The sequence below is a fragment of the Streptomyces zagrosensis genome (assembly GCF_014203645.1).
GTDB classification, from domain to species: domain Bacteria; phylum Actinomycetota; class Actinomycetes; order Streptomycetales; family Streptomycetaceae; genus Streptomyces; species Streptomyces zagrosensis.
In genome coordinates this window covers 40,049-61,782 of the sequence record NZ_JACHJL010000002.1, presented here as the reverse complement: position 1 = coordinate 61,782, position 21,734 = coordinate 40,049, and the positions used below count along the sequence as shown (strand labels likewise).

Below are 21,734 nucleotides of genomic sequence, written 5' to 3'. Positions count from 1 at the left end.
GTGCCCCAGTCAAGGCGAACGGACGGCCCGCATACATACGGGTTGGGCGATTCCGCTCCATCGGGCGCTGAGCGGGAACCTTGTCCGCTGTCGAAACCGTCGTCCGCACCACCGTTGGCAACGTCATTGCAACGTCAACGGCTACGTCAACGGCTACGTCAACGGCTACGTCAACGGCAACGGCGACGGGAATGGCGACGGGAATGGCAACGGCAACGTGGGGCGGCGCGGCAGTCCCCGAGCGCGGGCGCGGACCCGGACCCGGACGCAAAGCCAGGGAGCCCGCGGGAGGGCTTGTCGGGCGCTGGGGAGGCCGGGGGCCTGGGTTGGTGGTTCCGCCGGTGGGGCGCCCGACGTACGCGCCGTTGACGGCCGTTGACGGACGCCGCGCCGTAGACGCGTTGGTGCGCGAGCTGCCGCAGGTGCCCGCTCTTGCCCTCAACGGCGATGAGGCCCACACCCCGAGGGGCGTGAGCCTCACCAATTACTGCGGTCCTGACGGGATTTGAACCCGCGGCCTCCACCTTGACAGGGTGGCGAGCACTCCAAGCTGCTCCACAGGACCATCTTTTCGCGCCGCGCTTTTTGCGTTGCCCGGCTGCGAGAAGAAACTCTACAGCAGGTCAGGGGGTGGGGTCGAACCGCGCTTCCGGGTCCTTCGCCGACCCGGCGCCGGGTACCGCCGACCTGCCCCGCCGAGCCGGCCCACAAACCAGCGCACACGCCCGCCCAGCCCGTCCACACACCAGTGGCTACGGTGCCGCCGCGTCCACGGCCTTCACGATGCGCTTGTCCGAGATCGGGTAGGCCGTACCCAGGGCGTGGGCGAAGTAGCTGACCCGCAGTTCCTCGATCATCCAGCGGATCTCCAGCACATCGCGCGGCACCGGACGCCCCGGGTGGGCGCGCTCAAGCTGTTCGAGCAACCACAGATACTCATCGCGCATCTCGTGCACCTTGACCATCCGGATGCGGTCCCGCTCGGCGTGGTGCGGCAACTGCTGTAGGCGCCGGTCGATGGCCACCAGATAGCGCATCACATCGGGCAGCCGTCGTACGCCGTGCTCGGTCACGAAGCCCGGCTTGATCAACTCGGCGAGTTGCTGCTTGATATCGGTCAGCGACGGCACCAAGACCATGCTCGTGGTGGCCTTGAGGCGCCGCTCACACGACTGCCAGGCGGCCAGTATCTCGCGCACCTTGCGGATGGTGTCCATGGTCACGTCGGTCAGGTCGGCGCGTACGGCGTCGAAGAGCTTACGGAAGGACTCCTCGTCCCAGGCCGGGCCGCCGCGCGCCGCGATCAGCCGGTCGGCCGCGGCCGAGACGCAGTCGTCGAACAGCGCCTGCACACTGCCGTGCGGGGAGCGGGACAGCGCGAGCTTGGCGCTGTTGTCCAGCTTGCCCTGTGCGAACTTAGCCGGGCTGGAGGGCAGGTTGAGCAAGATCAGCCGGCGGGTGCCCACCCACATGGCCCGCTCCTGTTCGGGCTCGGAGTCAAAGAGCCGGATCGCAACGGACGCACCCTCGTCCACGAGCGCCGGGTACGCCTTTACGGGCTGGCCGCCGCGTCGGGTCTCGAAGGTGCGGGGCAGGGCGCCGATGGTCCAGGAGGTGAGGCCGGAGCGCTGCTCGATGCCCGCGCTCTCCCTCGACGTCGCGAACACCTTGGTGATCGCGGCCTGCGTCTTGGGCTGGAGCCTGGCCTTGAGCGCGACCAGGTCCTTGTCCTCAGCGAGCTTGTGGCGCCGCTCGTCCACTACCCGGAAGGTGATCTTGAGGTGGTCGGGGACCTTTTCCGGGTCCCAGTCCTCGGGGGCGATCTGTACCCCCACCATGCGCTGGAGCTCTCTGCCGAGTGCCACCGTCAGGGGGGACTGTGGCTGGCCGCCGGTCAGCCCCGCGGTGGGCTTGACCCGCTCAAGGAAGCGGCGGGCGTAGTCGGGGGCGGGTACGTAGTTACGGCGGATGGGCTTGGGCAGTGAGCGGATCAGCTCCGTCACCAGGTCCTGCCGCAGGCCCGGGATCTGCCAGTCGAAACCGTCCGCCGTGACCTGGTTGAGCACCTGAAGCGGAATGTGCAGGGTCACGCCGTCCGCGTCCGCGCCCGGCTCGAACTGGTAGGTCACTCGAAACTTCAGCCGGCCCTGCCACCAGGTGTCGGGGTAGGCATCCTTGGAGACGTCCCGTGCCCGCTCGTTGATGAGCATCGACTTCTCAAAGCTCAGCAACTCCGGCTCGTCCCGGCGTTTGTGCTTCCACCAGGAGTCGAAGTGCGCGCCGGATACGACGTGTGCGGGGATGCGCTGGTCGTAGAAGTCAAACAGCGTTTCGTCGTCCACCAAAATGTCGCGGCGACGGGCCCGGTGCTCCAGTTCCTCGACCTCGCCGAGCAGCTTGCGATTGTCGTGGAAGAACTGGTGGTGGGTGCGCCAATCGCCCTCGACCAGGGCATTGCGAATGAAAAGGTCGCGGCTGGTCTCGGGGTCGATCTTCCCGTAGTTGATCTTGCGCTGGGAGACGATCGGTACGCCGTACAGCGTCACCCGCTCGTACGCCATGACCGCCGCCTGCTTCTGCTCCCAGTGCGGCTCGCTGTACGTGTGCTTGACCAGGTGCTGGGCGAGCGGCTCGACCCACTCCGGCTCGATCTTGGCGTTGACCCGCGCCCACAGCCGCGAGGTCTCGACCAGTTCGGCCGACATGATCCACCGGGGCGGCTTCTTGAACAGGGCGGAACCGGGGAACAGCGCGAACTTGGCGTTGCGCGCGCCCAGATACTCGCCCTTGCCACCCGGCTTGCCGGTGCTCTTGCCGGGAGCCTTGTTCGCGGACTTCGCGCCGTCCTCGACGGTCTCCTTGAACCCGATGTGCGAGAGCAGTCCCGCGAGGAGTGCGAGGTGCACCTGGTCGGGGGAGGGCTCCGCATCCGACGTGGACACCTCAATGCTCATGGACTTGGCGACCGTACGCAACTGGCTGTAGATGTCCTGCCATTCGCGTATGCGCAGATAGTTCAGGAACTCCGTACGACACATCCGGCGGAAGGCGGACGAGGACAGCGCCTTTTGCTGCTCTTTGACGTACCGCCACAGGTTGAGGAGCGCCAGGAAGTCGCTCGACTCGTCCTTGAACCGTGCGTGCTGCTGATCGGCCTGCTGCTGCTTTTCGGTGGGGCGTTCGCGCGGGTCCTGAATGGACAGCGCGGCGGCGATGACCATCACCTCGCGCACGCTGCCGTTGCCTTCGGCGGCCACGATCATGCGCGCCAGTCGAGGATCGACAGGGAACTGTGCCAGTTGGCGGCCCAGCGGGGTCAGCCGCTGCCTACCGCGGCCCGCGCGTCCCGGGCTCTGGGCAGAGCTTTGGCGGTTGTTCTGGCCACCGCGCTGATGAGCTGCGTGTTGTGGGGTGGCCGGTTGTTGGGTGGCGCGGTGGCTGGAATGTTGGCTGAGGCGTTGGTCGCCACCTAGCGCGGGGTCCACGTCCGCGCGGAACTTCGCGTCGAGTTCTGCGACGAGTTCTGCGTCGAGTCCCGGGCCCTGCTCCGGGCCCTGCTCCGAACCGTGATCTGCATCTCGCCTCGGACCCTGCTCGGTGTATTGGTCGAGGTCTTCGCCCGCGGCTTCGCGCTCGGGGCTCTGCCGCTGGGCTTCGAGGGCGCCCAACTCGTGCAGCAGGTCGATGCCGTCCTTGATGTTGCGCCGGTCCGGCGGGTCGATGAACGGGAACTTCTCGATGTCCCCGAGCCCGGCCGCCGTCATCTGCAAGATGACCGAGGCGAGGTTGGTCCGCAAAATCTCGGCATCGGTGAACTCGGGGCGGGTGAGGAAGTCGTCCTCTGAGTACAGCCGGATGCAGATGCCGTCGCTGGTCCGGCCGCAACGGCCCTTGCGCTGGTTGGCGCTGGCCTGCGAGACCGGCTCGATCGGCAGCCGCTGCACCTTGGTGCGATGGCTGTACCGAGAGATACGGGCCGTGCCGGGGTCGATCACGTACCGGATGCCCGGGACGGTCAGCGAGGTCTCCGCCACGTTCGTCGCGAGCACGACGCGGCGGCCGGTGTGCCGCTGGAAGACCCGGTGCTGCTCGGTGTGCGAGAGCCGCGCGTACAGCGGGAGGATCTCGGTGTTGCGTAGCTTCTTCTTCTCCAACGCGTCGGCGGTGTCCCGAATTTCCCGCTCGCCGGAGAGGAAGACCAAAACGTCCCCCTCACCCTCGCGCTGGAGCTCGTCCACGGCATCGCAGATGGCGGTGACCTGGTCGCGATCGCCGTCCTGGCCGCCCTCTTCGAGGAGCGGGCGGTAGCGCACCTCGACCGGGAACGTACGACCGCTGACCTCGATGATCGGCGCGCCGGCGGCCTCCGCGCCACCGTCGCCGTCACCGCCCTGCTCCCGACCACCGACAGCGCTCTCGCGGCCCCCGTGGCCCTTGCGCTGTGCGGCACCCGCACGGCCGGTGCCCTGAGGGTGGCCGCCCACGGTGGCGACGTGCCCGAAGTGGCGGGAGAACCGCTGCGGGTCGATGGTGGCCGAGGTGATGATGACCTTGAGGTCGGGGCGGCGGGGCAGCAACTGCGCGAGGTACCCGAGGATGAAGTCGATGTTGAGGCTGCGCTCGTGTGCCTCATCGATGATGATCGTGTCGTACTGGCGCAGCTCGCGGTCGGTCTGAATCTCGGCCAGCAGAATGCCGTCCGTCATCAGCTTGACCAGCGTTTCCGCGCCGACCTGGTCGGTGAACCGCACCTTCCAGCCAATCGTTCCGCCGAGCTGGGTATCCAGTTCCTCGGCGATCCGCTCGGCGACTGTACGGGCCGCGATCCGGCGCGGCTGGGTGTGCCCGATGAGCCCGCGCACGCCCCGGCCCAGCTCCATGCAGATCTTCGGAATCTGGGTCGTCTTACCGGAACCGGTCTCGCCCGCGACAATCACCACCTGGTGATCGCGGACCGCCGCCAGAATTTCGTCCTTCTTCTGGCTGACCGGCAGCGACGGCGGATAACTGATCTCGGGCACGCAGGCGCGGCGATCGGCAACTCGCCGCTCGGCCTGCTCGATCTGGCCGGCGATCTCGGCGAGTACGGCCGCGCGGGCCTCGGGTTTACGAATCCGGCGCGCACCGTCGAGTCGGCGCCCCAGCCGCTGCTCATCGCGCAGCATCAGCTCGGGAAGCCGCTCCAGCAGGGCGGGCAGGGCAGGGGCAGGCTGAGTGGTCATACGGCCCCCAGGATCTCACCTCGCTGAAAGAGCTGGCGAACCATTTGTGCACCAAGGCGCTCGCGGGGGCCTCGGGACTGTCTGCGTACGGGCCCGGCCGCGGGTTTACGGCCCGCGAATCGAGGCCGGCCGGGCCGGGGAATCATCGGCCGCTCGGGAAGAATGTCCGTGATGGGTGTTTTAGCGTGACCTCATGGATGACCCGCGTGAACGGCCCGTGCCAGGCGGCGACCCCCCGGAGCAAGCTACGAAGCAGCCCCGGGAGCAACCCCAGAGCGGCGCGGCCCCAGCTGGCTGCGGGCCGGCGGGAGGGGCACACAGTTGCGCACGCTCGTCGTCTCGCTGGGCAGCCTTCAAGGGCACCCCGTTCTTCCCGGCCACCGTGCTGGTCGTCATCCTGGCGGCGGCTGCCGGGCTCTTCGCCGGCTCGTATACGTACGTGATGGCCAACCCCACCCCGCACCACGTGCCGACAGCCGTGGTCGGGGCGAGCGACAGCCCGCGCGGCAAGGCGTTCGTACGCGGCATGGAACAGGCCCTGGACGCCTCGCTTGAGCTGCGCGAATACGACACGTACGAGGAGGCCAAACGCGCCGTGGACGAGCAGCGGGTGTTCGCCGTACTGAACGTGCACCGCCCCACCGCGGGCGCACCCGGCACCGCAGACCCAGCCGGCACCGTGGAGGGCCGGGGACCTGATACCGCGGGGGACCGGGGATCTGACGCGGGGAGAGAACGGGAATCTGAGGCCGCAGGCGACCGTGTCGAACTGGACATCTCCGGCGCGTCCGGGGCCTCCGTCGCCGAGGTCTTCGCCACCGCGGGGCCACGGGTCGGGGAACGGGTGGACATTCCGGTGACGGTGCGGGACCTCAACCCGCTACAGAAGGGCGACCCGCGCGGGCTGGCGATCTTCTACATCTCACTGGCCGCGGTGATCATCGGCTTCGTCGGCGCGATCCAGCTCAGCGTCCACGCCCGCTCGCTCAACCCCGCGGAGCGGATCGCGTTCACGGCTGCGTACGCGCTGCTCGGCGGGTTCGCCATCGCGGCGCTGGTGGACTGGTTCCTTGGCGCGCTGAACCTGCCGTTCGTGGAGTCGTGGCTGATCTTGGCGCTCACGCTGTTCACGTCGGGGATGGTCTTCACCATGTTCAACACCCTTTTCGGCCGCTGGGCGATGCTGCCCACCTGGGGCCTGATGGTGCTGCTCGGCAATCCGTCGTCGGGTGGCGCGGTCTCTTGGCCGCTGCTGCCGTCTGTTCTCGGCCATATCGGCCGGTGGCTCCCGCCGGGTGCGTCCGTGAATGCCCAACACACGGCGGTCTACTTCGGCAATTACCAGCACGCCTTCCCGTTTTTGGTGCTGGCGGGCTGGGCGATCGTGGCCAGTGCGGTCTTCTGGATCTGGCGCCACCGCCACCCGGGCGGCCGTGCGGCGCAAGCACCCTCCGACGCGGCGGCAGCCTAGCGTGAGGCGTCCTCCATCCGCCCCCTCCACCCCACCCATCCCGTCCGTCTCGTCTGTCTCGTCTGTCCTATCTATCCCGTCCACTGAGTCCGCAGCATGAGGTTTCGAGGAGTACGAGCATCGTGAAGGCTGTGAGCTACCGCGCGTACGGCGGTCCCGAGGTCCTGGAATACGGCGACTTGTCAGAGCCCAAGGTCGGGCCCGATTCGGTACTGGTGCGGGTCAAGGCCGCCGCGGTGAACCCGGTGGACTGGAAGGCGCAGGGCGGCCACCTGGATTCGCTCTTGGACGTGGTGTTCCCGGTCGTCCCCGGCTGGGACGTGGCCGGCGTCGTCGTCCGTGCGGGGCTGGACACCCCGGAGTTCAGCGAGGGCGACGAGGTCATCGGCTACGTACGCAAGGACACTCTGGCGGGTGGGACCTTCGCCGAGTACGTGGCCGCACCGGTACGCACCCTGGCCCGCAAGCCTGCCAACCTCACCTTCGAGCAGGCCGCGGGGCTGCCGCTGGCCGGGCTCACGGCGTACCAGTCCCTGATCAAGGTGCTACGGGTGACGAAGGGCGACACGCTGCTGGTCCACGCGGCGGCGGGCGGCGTCGGCTCCATGGCCGTCCAGGTCGGCCGCCACCTGGGCGCCCGCGTGATCGGCACGGCCAGCCCGCACAACCACGACTTCGTACGCTCTCTGGGCGGCGAACCGGTCACCTACGGAGACGGTCTACGCGACCGGGTACGCGCGCTGTCGCGGGAGGGCGTAGACGCGGTGCTCGACCTGGTGGGAGGGGACGCGGTGACGGTCTCGGCCGACCTGGTGAAGGACCCGAGGCGCATCGCCTCCATCGTTGACCCCGCGGTCGCCCCCCTGGGCGGGCGCTACCTCTGGGTACGCCCTGACGCGGCCGACCTGACGGCCCTCACCGACATGGCCGAGTCGGGCGCACTCACGGTGCAGGTCGCCAAGACCTTCCCCCTCGAACGCGCGAGCGACGCCCAGCGCCTCAGCATGGAGGGCCACACCCGCGGCAAGGTGATCGTCACAGTGCCGTGAGCGGCGGCTGCCCGGCGCCTTCTCGGCAATGCGGCGCCCTTGGGGAGCGCGGTGCTCCTCGGGAGCGGGGCGCTCCGCAGGGGATCGGGCCGGCCGGGGATACGGGAGTGGCCAAAAGGACACCGCGGGCAACGAAAAAGCCCCTCCGAGTGACCTCGGAGGGGCTTCGACTTGTTCGAGCAGCGGTGGCTGGGGCCGGGTTCGAACCGGCGACCTATCGCTTTTCAGGCGATCGCTCGTACCAACTGAGCTACCCAGCCGCAGCGGTCCTGACGGGATTTGAACCCGCGGCCTCCACCTTGACAGGGTGGCGAGCACTCCAAGCTGCTCCACAGGACCAAGCACACGTGCGAGCACTAGTCTCGCACATGGTCTTGCGTGCCCCCAACGGGATTCGAACCCGTGCTACCGCCTTGAAAGGGCGGCGTCCTGGGCCACTAGACGATGAGGGCTGATGGCCCACCTGGGCACCTTCCGGCGCCTTCGGGGACGTGAGAAGCATATGGGATGCCGACGGGGTTCGCCAAAACGGTTTACCGCCGGGTGGGCGGTGGGGCGGGTTAGGGGGGTGCGGCGGAGCGCTGGGCGCCGGGGGCTCTGGCTCCCGTGGAGGTGTTCGATGCATGAGCGGGGCGCGCGGGGGGCGCCTGCCCGACAATGGCCGGGTGCTGGAAATGACGCGCGAGGAGTTCGAGGAACTGGTCGCCGAGGCCCTGGACCGCATTCCGCCCGAGTTGACGCGGCTCATGGACAACGTGGCGGTGTTCGTTGAAGACGAGCCTGATGCGGCTGAACCGGAGTTGCTCGGGCTTTACGAGGGAACGCCGTTGACCGATCGAGGGGAGTGGTACGCGGGCGTGTTGCCGGACCGGATCACGATCTACCGGGGGCCCACGCTGCGGATGTGCGGGAGTCGGGAGACGGTGGTGCAGGAGACAGAAGTGACCGTAGTTCATGAAATTGCCCACCATTTCGGCATCGACGATGAGCGGCTGCACGCGCTCGGTTACGGCTGAGCCGCTCGCTCGCTCGCTCGCCCGCCAGGCAGCCCGCCCGACCGACCGCCCGCCCGCCCGGCAGTTGGCAGTTCGGGCTAGCGGTTCGGGCTGAATGTGCGGGTCGTGCTCCATCGGTGGCGGCCGTGGCGGCTGTAGCGGCCGGGGCTCGGGTTGTGGCGTGAGGCGGGTCTCCTGGATGGGGCGCGTGTCCTGGGTGGGGCGGGGCCAGTTGGGCAGGAGGCCCCACCCTCGCGCCGGAAGGCAGCCCTTTCATGTCCGTAATGCCCAAAAATGAATCGCCTATCTCCCGCCTTTCGCATTTCCCGCCTTTCGTGCGCATGGCGCGCATCGCACCCCACGCCGCGCCCCGCACCTCAGCGCGGGTAGCGGCCGTGGTGCTCGCCGCCATGGCCTTGGGGGGCTGCATGAGCGTCTCCGAGCCGGATCGGGCGCATGCGCAGCGCAGCGGGTCCGGTAATGGGCAGCGGGACGGTGTGGCTCCTGAGTCCGTGGGGGGCGCCGTGGTGCCGGACGGGGCTCGCCGGGCTGATGCGCAGGCCAAGCGGGGCGGCGTCTCGGGCGATGCCTCCCGGGCGCCGGATCGCCGTGATCGCAAAAAGCGGGATGCGGAGCGCGGCCGGGGTGGCGGCAAGGAAACGGGCGGGCCGGATGCGAAGGAGCGACCATCCGACCCGCCGGCCGCCGAGGAGCCGGCGCCCCACCCCGGCACCCCCGCCCCCTCGGCGCCCGGCGCGCCGCCCCGCCCCCGGCCGACCGCGCCACGGCCCAGCAGCCCGCCACCGGAGCCGAGCATCCCCGTACCGACCGCCGAGCCGACCACCTCGCCGCCTCCCACCGAGCCACAGCCGCCTGCCGGGACGGCGGGCGAACCGCAGGCGAGGCCGTTGCGGGAGCGGTGAACCTGTCGCGGGAGGGAGAGGGATTTGCCTTCCCAGGGAAGGGGTGAGTATGGTGGTAGATCGTTTGATCCCATTTGCCCGGCCGACTTCGGAGAACCCTCCCGGAGCGCGCCGCGTGGCGCGTTCCTTTCCTTGCCGTGGCTGGCCGCATCGAGGCGGTTGTTTGCGAAATCACACGGAGTCTGGGCGCGTGCCGTAACTCCGGAAGGTTCCGCGTTTCGCATGTCCATTTCTGCTGAGCACACCGTCATGCCCGAGGTCGATGAGACCGGCGTGATCACTGAGAACGCCACGGCGATCGCCACCGCCGATGCCGTAGAGCCCGCTCCCGTAGTCGAGTCCGCTCCCGTCGTTGAGATCGCTCCCGTCGTTGAGACCGTCGATGCCGATGCCGATGCCGATGCCGATGCCGCGGCCGAGGTTGTCGCCGATGCGACCGAGGTCATCGAAGCTGTTCAAGCCGTCGAGACCGCTGAGGTTTCCGGCGAGACCGGTGAGACCGCTGAGGCGTCCGACGAAGCCGTTGAGACTGCTGAGGCGTCCGACGAGAGCGCTGAGACTGCTGAGGCGTCCGACGAGAGCGCTGAGAAGTCGATCACGTTCACCGATCTCGGGCTGCCCGAGCAGGTAGTTCGCAAGCTGAACCAGAACGGCGTCACCACCCCGTTCCCGATCCAGGTCGCCACGATCCCGGACGCGATGGCAGGGCTGGACATCCTCGGCCGTGGCCGTACCGGTTCGGGCAAGACCCTGTCCTTCGGGCTCCCGCTGCTCACCCAACTCTCCGGTGGTTTCACGGAGAAGAAGCGTCCGCGTGGCCTGATTCTGACCCCGACCCGCGAGCTTGCGATGCAGGTGTCCGACGCGCTTCAGCCGTACGGCGATGTGCTCGGCCTCAAGCTCAAGGTCGTCTGCGGCGGTACGTCGATGAGCAACCAGATCTACGCCCTGGAGCGGGGCGTAGACATCCTGGTCGCCACTCCGGGCCGACTGCGCGACATCATCAACCGCGGCGCCGCCTCGCTGGACCGGGTGCAGGTCGCCGTGCTCGACGAGGCCGACCAGATGGCCGACATGGGCTTCCTGCCCGAGGTCACCGAGATCCTCGACCTGGTGCCGTCCGGCGGCCAGCGGATGCTGTTCTCCGCGACGCTGGAGAACGAGATCGACACCCTCGTCAAGCGGTACCTGTCCAACCCCAAGACGCACGAGGTGGACGCGGCGCAGGGCGCGGTCACCACCATGAGCCACCACGTGCTCGTCGTGAAGCCGAAGGACAAGGCGCCGGTCACCGCCGCCATCGCGGCGCGCAAGGGCCGCACCATCATCTTCGTCCGCACCCAGATGGGCGCGGACCGCGTCGCCGAGCAGCTCGTGGACGCCGGCGTACGGGCGGACGCGCTGCACGGCGGCATGACGCAGGGCGCGCGGACGCGCACCCTGGCCGACTTCAAGGAGGGTTACGTCAACGTCCTGGTCGCCACGGACGTCGCTGCGCGCGGCATCCACGTGGACGGCATCGACCTGGTGCTCAACGTGGACCCGGCCGGTGACCACAAGGACTACCTGCACCGCTCCGGCCGTACGGCCCGCGCGGGGCAGAGCGGCACGGTCGTCTCGCTGGCCCTGCCGCACCAGCGCAAGCAGATCTTCCGGCTGATGGAGGACGCTGGCGTCGATGCCTCACGGCACATCGTCGGTGGCGCGGGCGTCTTCGACGCGGACGTGGCGCACATCACCGGCGCCCGCTCCCTGACCGAGGTGCAGGCGGAGTCGGCGGCGAACTCGGCCAAGCAGGCCGAGCGCGATGTGCAGGACCTGTCCCGCCAGTTGGAGAAGGTCCAGCGGCGCGCGGCCGAGCTGCGCGACGAGGCCAACCGGCTGTTGGCCCGCGCGGCCCGTGAGCGCGGCGAGGACCCGGCCGCGGTCGTGCCGGCGACGGCGTCTGCTGCCACCGACACCGCCGACACCAGCTCCGCATCGGTGCCCGAGCAGTCGTCCGAGGCCACCGCGCAGGAAGGCGGCCAGGCCCAGGCCGGTTCCGCCGCCGATTCCGTATCGGCGCGTGCCGAGCAGCCTGCGGCCTCCGCGCCGTCGAGCCGCCCGGAGCAGGAGCGTGGCGGGGACGAGCGGCGTGATGACCGGGGCAACTTCGACCGTCGCGACCGGCGTGACGACCGCCCCCAGGGCGGCAGCCAGGGCGGCAACCGCTCCGGCGGGTTCCGTCGCGACGAGCGTCCCTCGGGCGGCTTCCGTCGGGATGACCGGCGTGATGACCGTGGTGGGCGTTCCTTCGAGCGTCGTGATGAGCGTCCGTCCAGTGGTGTCCGTCGTGACGAGCGTCCCTCGGGTGGCTTCCGTCGCGACGACCGTCCGACCGGTGGCTTCCGGCGCGACGAGCGGCGCGACGACCGCGGCGGGCGTTCCTTCGAGCGTCGTGATGACCGGCGTGATGACCGTGGTGGGCGTTCCTTCGAGCGTCGTGATGAGCGTCCGTCCAGTGGTGTCCGTCGCGATGAGCGTCCCTCGGGTGGCTTCCGTCGCGATGACCGTCCGACCGGTGGCGTCCGTCGCGACGACCGTCCGGCGAGTGGTGGGTTCCGTCGTGACGAGCGGAGCGACGATCGTGGTGGGCGTTCCTTCGAGCGGCGCGATGAGCGTCCCTCGGGCGGCTTCCGCCGCGACGAGCGTCCGACGACCGGTGGCTTCCGCCGCGACGACCGCCCCTCCGGTGGCGCCCGCTCGGACCGCCCGTTCAACCGCGACCGTCGTGACGAGCGTCCCGCAGGTGGCCACCGCCCGGCGGCAGCCAACACTGACCGTCCCCACGTCCGCCGCGACGACCACCGCAGCACCGGCACCGGGACCGGCACCGGCACCTTCGGCCGCCGCGACGACAAGCCGCGCTGGAAGCGCAACAGCTGATCGATGAACGTAGGCAGGGCCCGGATGGCACGGTGTGATGTGTCGTACGGGCCCTGCCGCCATCTGGCGGGAGCCAGCCGCGGCTGACCGTGTATGACGCAGCGGTCGTGGGCGTGTGTCGCCGCGGTTGTCCGCGTACGGAGTTACGGCTGTACGCGGACGGCGCCGCGGCTGTACGCGTATGACTACGGCGCCGTGGCTGTACGCGTACGGCGCCCTCGCCGGTCGGGCGGAACCCCGAACCGCTGGTGCGCTCGGGGCTCGCCGGATCGCCGGGATATGCTGCGTGGTGCGGGCCATTAGCTCAATTGGCAGAGCAGTGGACTTTTAATCCATTGGTTCAGGGTTCGAGCCCCTGATGGCCCACCAGAAAAGACCAGGTCGGACGCTGTTGGCCCGGGTACTGGAGCGGTGCTGGAACGCCGAAGGCGTCCGCGTGATCGTGGGCTGGCGCCCGCTGCTGGATCGAAGGCTGACGATCATCAGCCATGTCTACGACGTGGCGAAGGCCGGACCCGTCGTCATCGGGTCCGGTCTTCGCCGTGTCCGTCTCGCGCAGCAGCCAGCAGCGGGAAATAGGGACACCACCCACGCTACGACCCACCACTGACAACTCCGCCTGCCCCGTAGGCCATCTCGAAGGGCCCGTACGGCCGCCCGTCACGCCGCTGCCCCTGATCACCGCCCCGGCCCGGCTTCTCGCGGCCGTGCTCATCGGCCTTGTCCTGGTGCTTGCTGTGCGCACTCAACGCATCGTCTTGGGTAGCCGCGGGTCGGGCCCCGCGTTGACGAGTGGGCGATGGGGCTGACGAGTGGGTGCTGGGGGGCCGGTGGCCGGACGGGGAGGCCGTCAGGTGCGCGGTCGCCTCTTGTACGAGCCGCAGGGGTCCGCCACCTGGCCGCGAAGGTCCGGGTATCCCACCCGATACGTCAGCGCGTGCGGCGGGTGCCGTGCGGGGCGACGCGTAGTCGCAGGCCCGAGCGGAGGTCGTCCAGGCCCGCGCAGCGTTGCGCGTCGGCGATGGGGCCCGTGCACAGGGCGGTGAGCACTGCGCGAGGGTCGGCGCCGGTGTCGAGTATCACCGTCAGCCGGGCGCGTGGGCGGCGCGGGCCGCCCGTGAGTCGTACGCGCGCTCGTCGCACCCCGGGTACGTCAGCCGCCTGCGCGGCCATCGCGTGGGAAAGCGCGGCGGTACGCAGCGAGGGGCGTGGGGCCCGCGCGGCGGTGCCGGTGGAGCGCTCGGTGCCGGACGCCGGGCCCGGGAGGGCCAGCCGCCGGGGCTCGCGGGGTCCGGTCTGTACGAGTAGCCAGTACGCGAGGACCAGCAGGCCGACCGTGAGGCAGCCGAGGACGGCCGCGGGCCACCACCCTTGGTCGCGTAGCTCGGTGGACTCCAACCAGTCGGTCAGTTCGGTCCGCGGGTGCCAGCGGGGCCACCACGGGGGCAGGGCGAACGGGAGTTCGCCGCGTGCGTCGAGGCTGGTCCCCGTGGTCCAGCCGCCACCGACCAGACCCGCCAGGCCCAACAGGGCCAGCACGGCCCTGTTCAGCCAGTGGCGTACGGGGTTCCCGCCCATCGTGTTCTCCTCACTGCTGCTCCGTGCGGTGCTGGGCTGTGTCGTTCTCGGCTGCGCCGTCCTGGGCCGTGCCTGTGTCTGTGCCTGTGCCTGTGGCCGTGCCTGTGGCTGTGGCTGTGATGGGCGGTGGTTTCTGCGCTGCCGTAGGCGTCAGGTGGGTGGGGGCGCCGGTGGTGAGCCCAAGGCGTAGGCGGGGTGGCTTGGCCAGGCCGAGTCGGTCCGTCTCGGTGGCAAGTGCCTCGTGGAGCGCGGCACGGATCGTCGTGGACTCGCCGTACGCCACCGTCACCCGAATCACGGCCCGACGCCGGCCGCGCATCCGTGCCCGGGCGTTGGTGACCCCCGGCACCTGTAGGGCCGCGTCCCGCAGGAGCGTTACGGCGCTGGCGCGGTCGAGTACGGCGCGTACGGCCGGTGCCGCCGGCGCCATGGGCAGCCTGCGCCGGCCGCCGGGGGTGAGGGCCAGCACCATCAGATACAGGCCGAGTAGCGCCAGCGCGGCGGCGGCCCCGATCACCCAGCCACTGGTGCCGGGGGTGTCGGTCAACCAGCCCTCGGTACGGGAGCGCCAGGGTGCGGCGGGGCGGCCGTAGTGCAGCGCCACCTGGTCGTACAGGAGCATGCCGCAGGCGGTGGCGCCGAGGAGCGCGAGCACGGCGGCTGGGCCGCGCCGCGCGGACCAGGGGCGCCGGGCCGGGCCCCGACTCGCGCTGGTCAACGTGTTGTTGTGGGCCGGCCTCACTGCACCCCCCGGCCGTTGCCGGTGATGGCTTGGGGGAGGACGAGGTGTTCGATGCGTACGTTGATGGTGGCGATGGGGAGGCCGGTGAGTTGCTGGGTGCGGTGGGTGACGTGGCGTTGGATGGTGGCGGTGGTGGTGGGGAGGTCAAGGGGATACGGGAGGGTGAGCGAGAGGGTGAGATGGGCTTTGCCGCGGCGAGTGGTGCCGGTGGCGTGGGCGGTGGCGGTGGGGTTGTTGAGGTGCTGGAGGGCTTCGCGGGCTGCGCCGGTGGCGGTGTGGCTGAGGGCGCGATCGGTGAGGGTGGTGGCACCGCGCTCGGGGGCGGGAATCGTCATTTGAGCCTGCTGCGGCGAGAGTTGGCGTTGGTGGTGGTGTGGCGGGTGGGTGCGGAGTCGTCGCGTCGGATGAGTTGGGACCAGTGGAGCGTTCCGTCAGCCATGCGGCCGATGATGAAGCCGATGGTGCCGAGGGCGGCGACGAGTAGGAAGGCGGTGAATCCGCCGAAGTAGCCGGCGAATCCTAGGGCCATGCCGGTGGCGAGGCCCACGACCGCTGTGCTCATGTCCTACTCCTTGTGCGGTGTGGGTGGGGCGGGGGTCCGCCCCCGGGTCGTGTGCCCGGGGGCGTGGGTGGGATGGGCGTGTGGGGTGGGGCGGGAGTGGGTCTGGATGGTGAGAGGGTGGTTATTGGACGCGGGTTTCGTCGTCCTCTTCTTCGTCGAAGGGGAGGTGGACGTCGATGACGGAGATGTTGACCTCGACGACTTCGAGGCCGGTCATGCGCTCGACGGCGACGATGACGTTTTCGCGGATGTCGCTGGCGACGTCGGTGATGGGGACGCCGTATTCGACGACAATGTCGAGGTCGATGGCGGTTTGGCGCTCGCCGACCTCGACCTTGACGCCGCGGGTGACGTTGGGGCGTCCGCCCGGGACGCGGTCGCGGACGGCTCCCAGGGTGCGGGCGAGGCCGCCGCCGAGGGCGTGGACACCGGAAACCTCACGGGCGGCCATGCCGGCGATCTTTTCGACCACGCCATCGGCGATGGAGGTTTTGCCGCGGGTTGCGGGTTGGCTGTCCGCACCGGCGGAGTTCTCCAGGGTGGTGGTGCCGGTGGTGGGCTTGCTGTCACCGGCGCTGGGCTTGCTGTCGCCGGTACGGGGCTCATTGATCGCCGAGGTAGCCGTCTGGGGCGTCATTGAAGTCCTCTTTTCGGTGTCGTTTTTGGTGCTGTTGTCGGTGCTGTCAGTGTGTTGTCAGTGTGTTGTCGGTGTTGTTTAGTGTTTTTGGCGTTTTTGGTGTCGCAGGGGCTCGGTGTTCTGTTTTCCAGCGTCCCGGTGGCCCGGCATGTCGGGTCCCGGTCTTTCGGAATGCCGCCGCGTGTTGCGGTGGTGTGGTGCCGGCTTGCGCTGGGCTGGATGCCGGTGGCTGTTCATTTGTCCGCTGCGGGTGGTGTCTGCCGCGGCGTCTTCGGGCCGTCGCCGTGCCGTATTCGTGCCGTATTCGTGTCGTGTTCGCGAGGTCGCCGCTGTTCGCCGCTGTTCGTCGTTTTGTCGATGGCCGATGGGGCGACGGTGGTGGGACCGCCCGATCGGTGTGTACTGGCGGGGACTTGGACCCGGCATCGAATCGATCGTCACGCATGGGCCGGGAATTTCTCTACGCCCGGTCACTGGTTGATCGTCATCGGTCCGTCGTCTCCCGGGCGTACCCCGCAGCCGTCGCGCTGCGGGCTCGGCAGCGGGCCGAGGGGGTAGGCGGGGCAGGAGCGTATGGGGGTTGTCCCGAGCCGAGTTCCTTGCCTGTCGCGGTGCTGTGGGGTTTGGCTGGGGGCTGATAGCGGCTGGTGAGCCCGGTGGTGGCAAAACGGACCTGTGAAAGGTGGAGTGTGGCGGTGAGTACGTGGACGACAGCGGCGCTGACTGGTGCGGGGCCCGTCACGCTTCGCGGGGTGCTGGAGCTGGAGACGACCGCGCGCGGGACGCTGCCACACCGGCTGCCCGCCGCCGCGCGGGCCCAGATGTCCGATGACCTGTGTGCGTTGGCGGAGGCCCAGCCGTCAGGGGTGCGGCTGGCGTTTCGTACGGCGGCGACGGTCGTGGAGCTCGACGTGGTGCCCTTCGCGGGGATGGCCGAGAGCGGTGACGTATCGGTTGTCGGCCCGGTTGACGGCCGCGGTGCCGAGGCGCGGGACGAAGCTGGCCCCGATGCCGCGGCCGACGAGGGGGAAGCGGGCCTGGGGGGCGGCTGCGCGGGGGTGTATGACCTCGTCGTGGACGGGCGGCTCGCCGCGAGGGTCTCGGCGCCCCTGTACGCGCACAGCCAGCGGGCGGGGGACGGCGCCGCCGCCGGGCCGGAGCACGCCGGGGCAGACCGCGATGGTCAGGCTGGGGCTGGCCGCAATGGTCGCGCCGGGGCCGACCGCGATGGTGGCCCCAGCACCGACCGTGACAGTCGTACCGTGGCCAACCGTGGCGGTGTGGTCGCCGTACGGTTCGACGGGTTGTCCGGGCGGGACCAAGAGGTCGAGATCTGGCTGCCGCACGCGGCGATCGTCGAACTGGTCGCGCTGCGGGCCAACGCCCCGGTGCATCCGCCGCGTACGGCCGGGCCGAAGGCACCGCGGTGGGTGCACCACGGCAGCTCGATCAGCCAGGGTGCGGGCGCCGCCGGCCCAACCGGGGCCTGGCCCGCCGTCGCCGCCAGGCGCGCCGGCGCAAACCTGGTCAACCTGGGGCTGAGCGGCAACGCGCTGCTCGACCCGTTCACGGCCCGGGCCATCCGGGACACCCACGCCGACCTGATCAGCGTCAAGGTAGGCATCAACATCGTCGCGCTGGATGCCTTCCGGCTACGGACGCTCGGCCCGGCGCTCCACGGTTTTCTCGACACCGTGCGCGAGGGGCACCCGAAGGTGCCGCTGCTGGTCGTATCGCCGCTGTACGCGCCCGTCGTCGAGCAGGTGCCGGGCCCCATGTATCCGGACCCCGACGCTCCGGGGCCTGGCCTGAGCTTTCGCGGCTACGGTGACCCCGCCGAGATCGCCAGCGGGGCGCTCACCCTGACATCGATCCGGCGCGAACTCGGCCGCGTGGTGGCACAACGTGCCGAAACCGATCGGCACCTGTACTACCTCGACGGCCTCGCGCTGTACGGCGCATCCGACTATGCCGAACTGCCGCTGCCCGACCAACTCCACCCGGACGACGCCGCCCAGCGGCGCATCGGCGAGCGCTTCGCCCGCATCGTGTTCGGCCCCGGTGGGCCCTTTGATACGCAGGCCGCCGACGCACCTCATCGAGTGGCGGCCGACCGTCGCGACGCCGACCGTCGCGACACCAACAACAGGGACGCTGCCCGGGGTTGATCGCGGCTGCCGAGGTCGTGCGTGGGGACAGGCTCGTAGCGGGGTTTAGCGGGGTTTAGAGGTGTGAAGGCGTAGAGGCGTAGAGGTCTCGCTGAGAAGCTGCCTGGGGGCGTGCGTAGGTGCGCGGTACGCGCGTAGGTGCTTTGGGGGCGCGCGAGATGCGGTCGGGCGGGCCTTTCTGACGCGGTTGGCCGCGCTCCGGGCAACGACCCGAAACCATGGGTGGTGAGCGGACGGGGTGCCACCCAGCACCCTCGAAGGCTCCCACGCACAACTGATCGGCTATCCCGCGTCGTTGCTGGTTGCTGGTTGCTGGTTGCTGGTTGCTGGTTGCTGGTTGCTGGTGGACGGTGGACGGACATGTGATGTGTGATCTGTGTCGCACGCTGGGTGGTCGCTGCGGTGGCGTGCGCGGTTGCTGGGACCGTCGATTTCGCGTCACGATTCCGGTGCCCCGTACGGCTACCGCTGTCCGCCTAGCGGCTCGTATTTGCGGTTGAGTACGGGCAAACGACCGGCTCACGCGGTTGTCAGGGGCTTAGTTGGGGGCGCGTTATCGCGTACGGCGCACGCCGCGGGGTGTGATGTGCGGCCCTGGAACTGGGGTGCGGCGTGGGTGTGGCCCATGGCGTGGAAGTGACAGAAACGCGCGCTACGAAGATGGCTTCACCGAAACCGCCGGCGCTTGCCGTGTTCACTTCGCTACCGTAAGTGGTGAGGGGGTCGCTGGGGGGCGCGGCGTGGCGATGGCCGGGAGGAGAGGAACGTGCGGCAGGTACGACCGGGCGGGGATAACCCCGCCGCGCATCTCGACGGGTTGCTGGCCCGTGCCCAGAACGGTTTCGACATCGACGACGCGCTGACCGCACGGTTGCGGACTGCGCTTATGCACCAGTCTGAGCTGCGCTCTTGCCGTCATTGCAATGGGCGTTCCGATCCGGTGGGGTGCAATACCTACCGCCATGTGTTCTTGCTCCCAGACGGCAGCAGCGAGCTGCTGTGGGAGCTTGAGCACAACACGGCGCCGCGTGGGGGAGCGACCCGCGCGGCTCCAAAGGGCGAGCCGTCACCCGAGGATGAGACGCGCGGAGAATGGCGGCTCGGGGTGGAGTCGGTCGGCGAGGAGCGCCCGCGGGGCGCGGCGATCGAGCTCGGCGGTGGCACGGGCGGGGAGCCGCACGTGTCGTACGAGCTGTACGCCGACGAGCGCGCGCTGGAGGTCGCGGAGCGGCGGGTGCACGAACGGATCGGCGGCGTGCTGTGGGACGAGTTGGATAACGTTCCTCATTGGTTGCCTGAGCAACTACGCGCTCAGATCGGTTCCTTCACACCGCAGCGGGCGTACGCGAGCGATGACTCGGCCGATCACGCGCGCCGGGTGCTCCGGCGGGCAGAGAATCCGGACCGGCCGGGCGAGGACGTACGCGAACTGTTGACGACGGCCTTCGCGCACGACATCGCGCTCGCGACCAAGCCCCGGCTGCGTACGGGGAACACCGACGCGACCTGGTGCCGGTTCTACGAGCATGCGTTTTTGCTGGTCGGAGGCGATGAGGTGGTGCTGTGGGAGTTGGAGCACAATCTGACGCCGGACGGCCGACTCGTATGCGAGGTGTACCTCAACGAGGCCGCGGCGGAGTGCGCGGCAGATCGGCACGCGCGGGCGTGGGGGGTTGATCTGTAGCCCTGCCCCCGCCGCAGATCGAGCGCCCTGCCCCCGCCGCAGATCGAGCGCGCTGCCCCCATGGTGGTTGTGGTGCGCTGGCCTGGCGGGGCGGGTTGCCTTGGACGGTGGTGGGGCGCCTTGGGTAGCTGCGGTGCGCCGCTGAGGGGCTTAGTGGCGCACCGCAGGGCGCGGGAACACCCCCTAGGGGTACGCCGTACGCCCGCTTGGGTGTCTTCGGGTCGCCTCAAGGGTGTGGGGGTTGGAGCCTGGGACGGGCGTCATGGTGGGCGCTGGGCCGTGTGCGGGCTAGCCGAGAGCGGGAGCAGCCGGTGGGGAATCCTGGGTGGGCCGGTGCCGGTGCTGGTGCCGGCACAGAGTCGCCGAGAGCGGTGCGCGCCCGCCGTATAGCCCGCTGGCTGCCCGCTGTCTTCCTCATTGGCGGCGTCGTCTTTGATGTGCTCACGCCGATGCATTACACCGCCTCACCGTTCTTGTCGGCTGCGCCTTTGGTCGCTGCTCCGCTCTTCTCGCTGCGCGGGACGATCGCGGTCGCGGTGGTGGCCGGCGCGGTCTCCTCGGTGCTAGCGATCTACCACAGCGGGGATGACCAGGCCCTGTCGGTGACCGAGGTTGTCACCGTGTGCACTGTTGCGCTCCTCGCGTTGGCGATCAACCGGATGGTGCGCCGCAACTTTCGACAGTTGGCGACCGTACGCGTCGTCGCCGAGGCCGCGCAGCGCGCCGTGGTGCCCATGCCGCCGGCGCGCATGGGGTCGCTGCGGATCTCCGCCCGCTATATGGCGGCGCAGACCGACGCGCGCATCGGTGGCGATCTGTTCGCGGTGCAGGAGACCCCGTACGGCGTACGGATGATCATCGGCGATGTGCGGGGCAAGGGACTGGAGGCCGTGGAGGCCGTCGCTGTGGTCATCGGGGCTTTTCGGGAAGCGGCGGAGCAGGAACGGGCGTTGGAAGGGTTGGCGGACCGGCTGGAGCGCGCGTTGGATCGGGAGGGGGCGCGGCGGGCCGGGCTCGATCAGTTCGAGGGCTTCACCACGGCCGTACTCGCCGAGATCAGTGCTGGGGGCGGCAGGCTGCGGCTGATCAACCGGGGCCATCCGCCGCCCCTTCTGCTGACCGCAGACGGGCAGGCTCGCGAACTGGGGCCCGCGGTCAATGCCTTGCCACTCGGCATGGGGGACCTGGCGGCCTGGCCGGATGTGGTGGAAGAACTGGCCTTTCCGGTGGAGGCGACGCTGCTGTTGCTGACGGACGGGGTGACCGAGGCGCGGGACGCGAGCGGGCGGTTCTACGAACCGTTGCGGCATCTGAGCGGGCGCCGTTTTTCCGACCCCGATGCGCTGCTGGACGCGCTGATCGCGGAGGTGGACCGGCATACACAGGGGCAGCGTGCGGACGATATGGCGCTGCTCGCGCTCCGCCGAACGCCGAACGCGGAACGCCGAACGGTTGACTGAGAGCTAAGAGCCGAGGACTGAGAGCTAAAAGCCGGGGACGGAGGGCCGGCCGAAGGCTGACGACCGAGGCCCATCGTGCACCCAACGGACCGCACCGACTCCGCGGTTCTCACCGCCCACAGCAACCTCATGGACCCGGTGGGGCCCCACCGGGTCCATGGCTCGTCATCGGTGGTGCGAGGAGGTGGCGACTGCGGTGGGTAGCCGATCTTGATCCCTGTGCTTGGGCGCTGTTGGGGCATCGCCAAAGCGGTGGCTCTAATCCCCGCAAGAGCTTGGAATCACACCCGGCTCTCTATTAACGTTCGATAACGCAGC

Annotated in this window: 16 protein-coding genes, 5 tRNA genes and 3 pseudogenes; 11 read left to right on the top strand and 13 right to left on the bottom strand. The window is 69.6% G+C overall.

Annotated elements, in window-relative coordinates:
* The first annotated feature begins 341 nt into the window (after nt 1-341).
* Nucleotides 342-509, top strand: coding sequence for a hypothetical protein (locus FHS42_RS03925; protein WP_184569124.1), 168 nt, complete (start codon nt 342-344; stop codon nt 507-509).
* On the opposite strand, the gene FHS42_RS03920 is transcribed toward FHS42_RS03925, so the two are convergent.
* The 4 genes and pseudogenes from FHS42_RS03920 to FHS42_RS38485 all read right to left on the bottom strand — a co-directional run.
* Nucleotides 491-565 (bottom strand) — tRNA-Asp (locus tag FHS42_RS03920). The two genes, FHS42_RS03925 and FHS42_RS03920, sit on opposite strands and share 19 nt — an antisense overlap.
* A 187-nt stretch (nt 566-752) precedes the next feature.
* Nucleotides 753-3,329: pseudogene (hrpA, locus tag FHS42_RS36565) on the bottom strand (ATP-dependent RNA helicase HrpA); the annotation flags it as partial.
* 306 nt (nt 3,330-3,635) lie between these two features.
* Nucleotides 3,636-4,358 (bottom strand): annotated as a pseudogene (locus tag FHS42_RS38980) (helicase-related protein); the annotation flags it as partial.
* Between the two features lie 138 nt (nt 4,359-4,496).
* Nucleotides 4,497-5,222: pseudogene (locus tag FHS42_RS38485) on the bottom strand (AAA family ATPase); the annotation flags it as partial.
* Between the two features lie 193 nt (nt 5,223-5,415).
* Between FHS42_RS38485 and FHS42_RS36560 the strand changes: the two are divergent.
* A complete protein-coding gene (locus FHS42_RS36560) occupies nt 5,416-6,693 on the top strand; it encodes an ABC-2 transporter permease (RefSeq protein WP_246494188.1) in 1,278 nt (425 codons plus the stop codon).
* Between the two features lie 122 nt (nt 6,694-6,815).
* A complete protein-coding gene (locus tag FHS42_RS03900) occupies nt 6,816-7,742 on the top strand; it encodes an NADP-dependent oxidoreductase (protein ID WP_184569123.1) in 927 nt (308 codons plus the stop codon).
* 186 nt (nt 7,743-7,928) lie between these two features.
* Here the strand turns inward: FHS42_RS03900 and FHS42_RS03895 are convergent.
* The 3 genes from FHS42_RS03895 to FHS42_RS03885 form a co-directional block, all read right to left on the bottom strand.
* A tRNA-Phe gene (locus FHS42_RS03895) sits at nt 7,929-8,002 on the bottom strand.
* A 4-nt stretch (nt 8,003-8,006) separates the two neighbouring features.
* Nucleotides 8,007-8,081, bottom strand: a tRNA-Asp gene (locus FHS42_RS03890).
* A gap of 40 nt (nt 8,082-8,121) precedes the next feature.
* Nucleotides 8,122-8,194, bottom strand: a tRNA-Glu gene (locus tag FHS42_RS03885).
* A gap of 213 nt (nt 8,195-8,407) precedes the next feature.
* Between FHS42_RS03885 and FHS42_RS03880 the strand changes: the two genes are divergently transcribed.
* The 5 genes from FHS42_RS03880 (at nt 8,408) to FHS42_RS03860 (ending at nt 13,195) form a co-directional block, all read left to right on the top strand.
* Nucleotides 8,408-8,758: a metallopeptidase family protein gene (locus FHS42_RS03880; protein WP_184569687.1), complete on the top strand. Its 351-nt coding sequence runs from the start codon at nt 8,408-8,410 to the stop codon at nt 8,756-8,758.
* A gap of 320 nt (nt 8,759-9,078) precedes the next feature.
* The gene (locus tag FHS42_RS03875; protein ID WP_184569122.1) at nt 9,079-9,660 is read left to right on the top strand and encodes a hypothetical protein; all 582 of its coding nucleotides are present in this window, start codon (nt 9,079-9,081) and stop codon (nt 9,658-9,660) included.
* Between the two features lie 222 nt (nt 9,661-9,882).
* Nucleotides 9,883-12,585, top strand: a complete 2,703-nt coding sequence (locus tag FHS42_RS03870) for a DEAD/DEAH box helicase (RefSeq protein WP_246494187.1) — start codon at nt 9,883-9,885, stop codon at nt 12,583-12,585.
* 293 nt (nt 12,586-12,878) lie between these two features.
* Nucleotides 12,879-12,954, top strand: a tRNA-Lys gene (locus FHS42_RS03865).
* Nucleotides 12,944-13,195: a hypothetical protein gene (locus FHS42_RS03860; RefSeq protein ID WP_184569121.1), complete on the top strand. Its 252-nt coding sequence runs from the start codon at nt 12,944-12,946 to the stop codon at nt 13,193-13,195. The genes FHS42_RS03865 and FHS42_RS03860 overlap by 11 nt, the downstream gene beginning before the upstream one ends.
* Here the strand turns inward: FHS42_RS03860 and FHS42_RS03855 are convergent.
* The 6 genes from FHS42_RS03855 to FHS42_RS03830 all read right to left on the bottom strand — a co-directional run bounded on the left by FHS42_RS03855 (nt 13,179) and on the right by FHS42_RS03830 (nt 16,104).
* Complete coding sequence (locus FHS42_RS03855) at nt 13,179-13,334, bottom strand: hypothetical protein (RefSeq protein WP_184569120.1); 156 nt, start codon at nt 13,332-13,334, stop codon at nt 13,179-13,181. The two genes, FHS42_RS03860 and FHS42_RS03855, sit on opposite strands and share 17 nt — an antisense overlap.
* Before the next feature lie 181 nt (nt 13,335-13,515).
* Entirely contained in the window at nt 13,516-14,163 is a 648-nt protein-coding gene (locus FHS42_RS03850) for an Asp23/Gls24 family envelope stress response protein (RefSeq protein WP_184569119.1), read from the bottom strand.
* Nucleotides 14,164-14,173: 10 nt separating this feature from the next.
* On the bottom strand, nt 14,174-14,881 hold the full coding sequence (locus FHS42_RS03845; protein ID WP_184569118.1) for a DUF6286 domain-containing protein: 708 nt from the start codon (nt 14,879-14,881) through the stop codon (nt 14,174-14,176).
* A gap of 20 nt (nt 14,882-14,901) precedes the next feature.
* The gene (locus FHS42_RS03840; protein WP_184569117.1) at nt 14,902-15,240 is read right to left on the bottom strand and encodes an Asp23/Gls24 family envelope stress response protein; all 339 of its coding nucleotides are present in this window, start codon (nt 15,238-15,240) and stop codon (nt 14,902-14,904) included.
* On the bottom strand, nt 15,237-15,467 hold the full coding sequence (locus FHS42_RS03835) for a hypothetical protein (RefSeq protein ID WP_184569857.1): 231 nt from the start codon (nt 15,465-15,467) through the stop codon (nt 15,237-15,239). The genes FHS42_RS03840 and FHS42_RS03835 overlap by 4 nt, the downstream gene beginning before the upstream one ends.
* A gap of 121 nt (nt 15,468-15,588) precedes the next feature.
* Nucleotides 15,589-16,104 carry an Asp23/Gls24 family envelope stress response protein gene (locus FHS42_RS03830; protein ID WP_184569116.1) on the bottom strand — a complete coding sequence of 172 codons (516 nt, stop codon included), beginning with the start codon at nt 16,102-16,104 and terminating at the stop codon, nt 15,589-15,591.
* A 695-nt stretch (nt 16,105-16,799) separates the two neighbouring features.
* Here FHS42_RS03830 and FHS42_RS03820 point away from each other — a divergent pair.
* The 3 genes from FHS42_RS03820 (at nt 16,800) to FHS42_RS03805 (ending at nt 21,416) form a co-directional block, all read left to right on the top strand.
* Nucleotides 16,800-18,272: an SGNH/GDSL hydrolase family protein gene (locus FHS42_RS03820; RefSeq protein WP_312866714.1), complete on the top strand. Its 1,473-nt coding sequence runs from the start codon at nt 16,800-16,802 to the stop codon at nt 18,270-18,272.
* 766 nt (nt 18,273-19,038) lie between these two features.
* Nucleotides 19,039-19,956, top strand: a complete 918-nt coding sequence (locus FHS42_RS03810) for a DUF6227 family protein (RefSeq protein ID WP_312866713.1) — start codon at nt 19,039-19,041, stop codon at nt 19,954-19,956.
* 281 nt (nt 19,957-20,237) lie between these two features.
* A complete protein-coding gene (locus FHS42_RS03805) occupies nt 20,238-21,416 on the top strand; it encodes a PP2C family protein-serine/threonine phosphatase (RefSeq protein WP_376772524.1) in 1,179 nt (392 codons plus the stop codon).
* Nucleotides 21,417-21,734 lie beyond the last annotated feature (318 nt).

Excerpts from the sequence above, each read along its gene's own strand:
- FHS42_RS36560 (WP_246494188.1), top strand. The coding sequence starts at position 5,416 with ATGGATGACCCGCGTGAACGGCCCGTGCCAGGCGGCGACCCCCCGGAG.
- FHS42_RS03875 (WP_184569122.1), top strand. The coding sequence starts at position 9,079 with ATGGCGCGCATCGCACCCCACGCCGCGCCCCGCACCTCAGCGCGGGTA.
- FHS42_RS03870 (WP_246494187.1), top strand. The coding sequence starts at position 9,883 with ATGTCCATTTCTGCTGAGCACACCGTCATGCCCGAGGTCGATGAGACC.
- FHS42_RS03860 (WP_184569121.1), top strand. The coding sequence starts at position 12,944 with ATGGCCCACCAGAAAAGACCAGGTCGGACGCTGTTGGCCCGGGTACTG.
- FHS42_RS03850 (WP_184569119.1), bottom strand. The coding sequence starts at position 14,163 with ATGGGCGGGAACCCCGTACGCCACTGGCTGAACAGGGCCGTGCTGGCC.
- FHS42_RS03840 (WP_184569117.1), bottom strand. The coding sequence starts at position 15,240 with ATGACGATTCCCGCCCCCGAGCGCGGTGCCACCACCCTCACCGATCGC.
- FHS42_RS03835 (WP_184569857.1), bottom strand. The coding sequence starts at position 15,467 with ATGAGCACAGCGGTCGTGGGCCTCGCCACCGGCATGGCCCTAGGATTC.
- FHS42_RS03830 (WP_184569116.1), bottom strand. The coding sequence starts at position 16,104 with ATGACGCCCCAGACGGCTACCTCGGCGATCAATGAGCCCCGTACCGGC.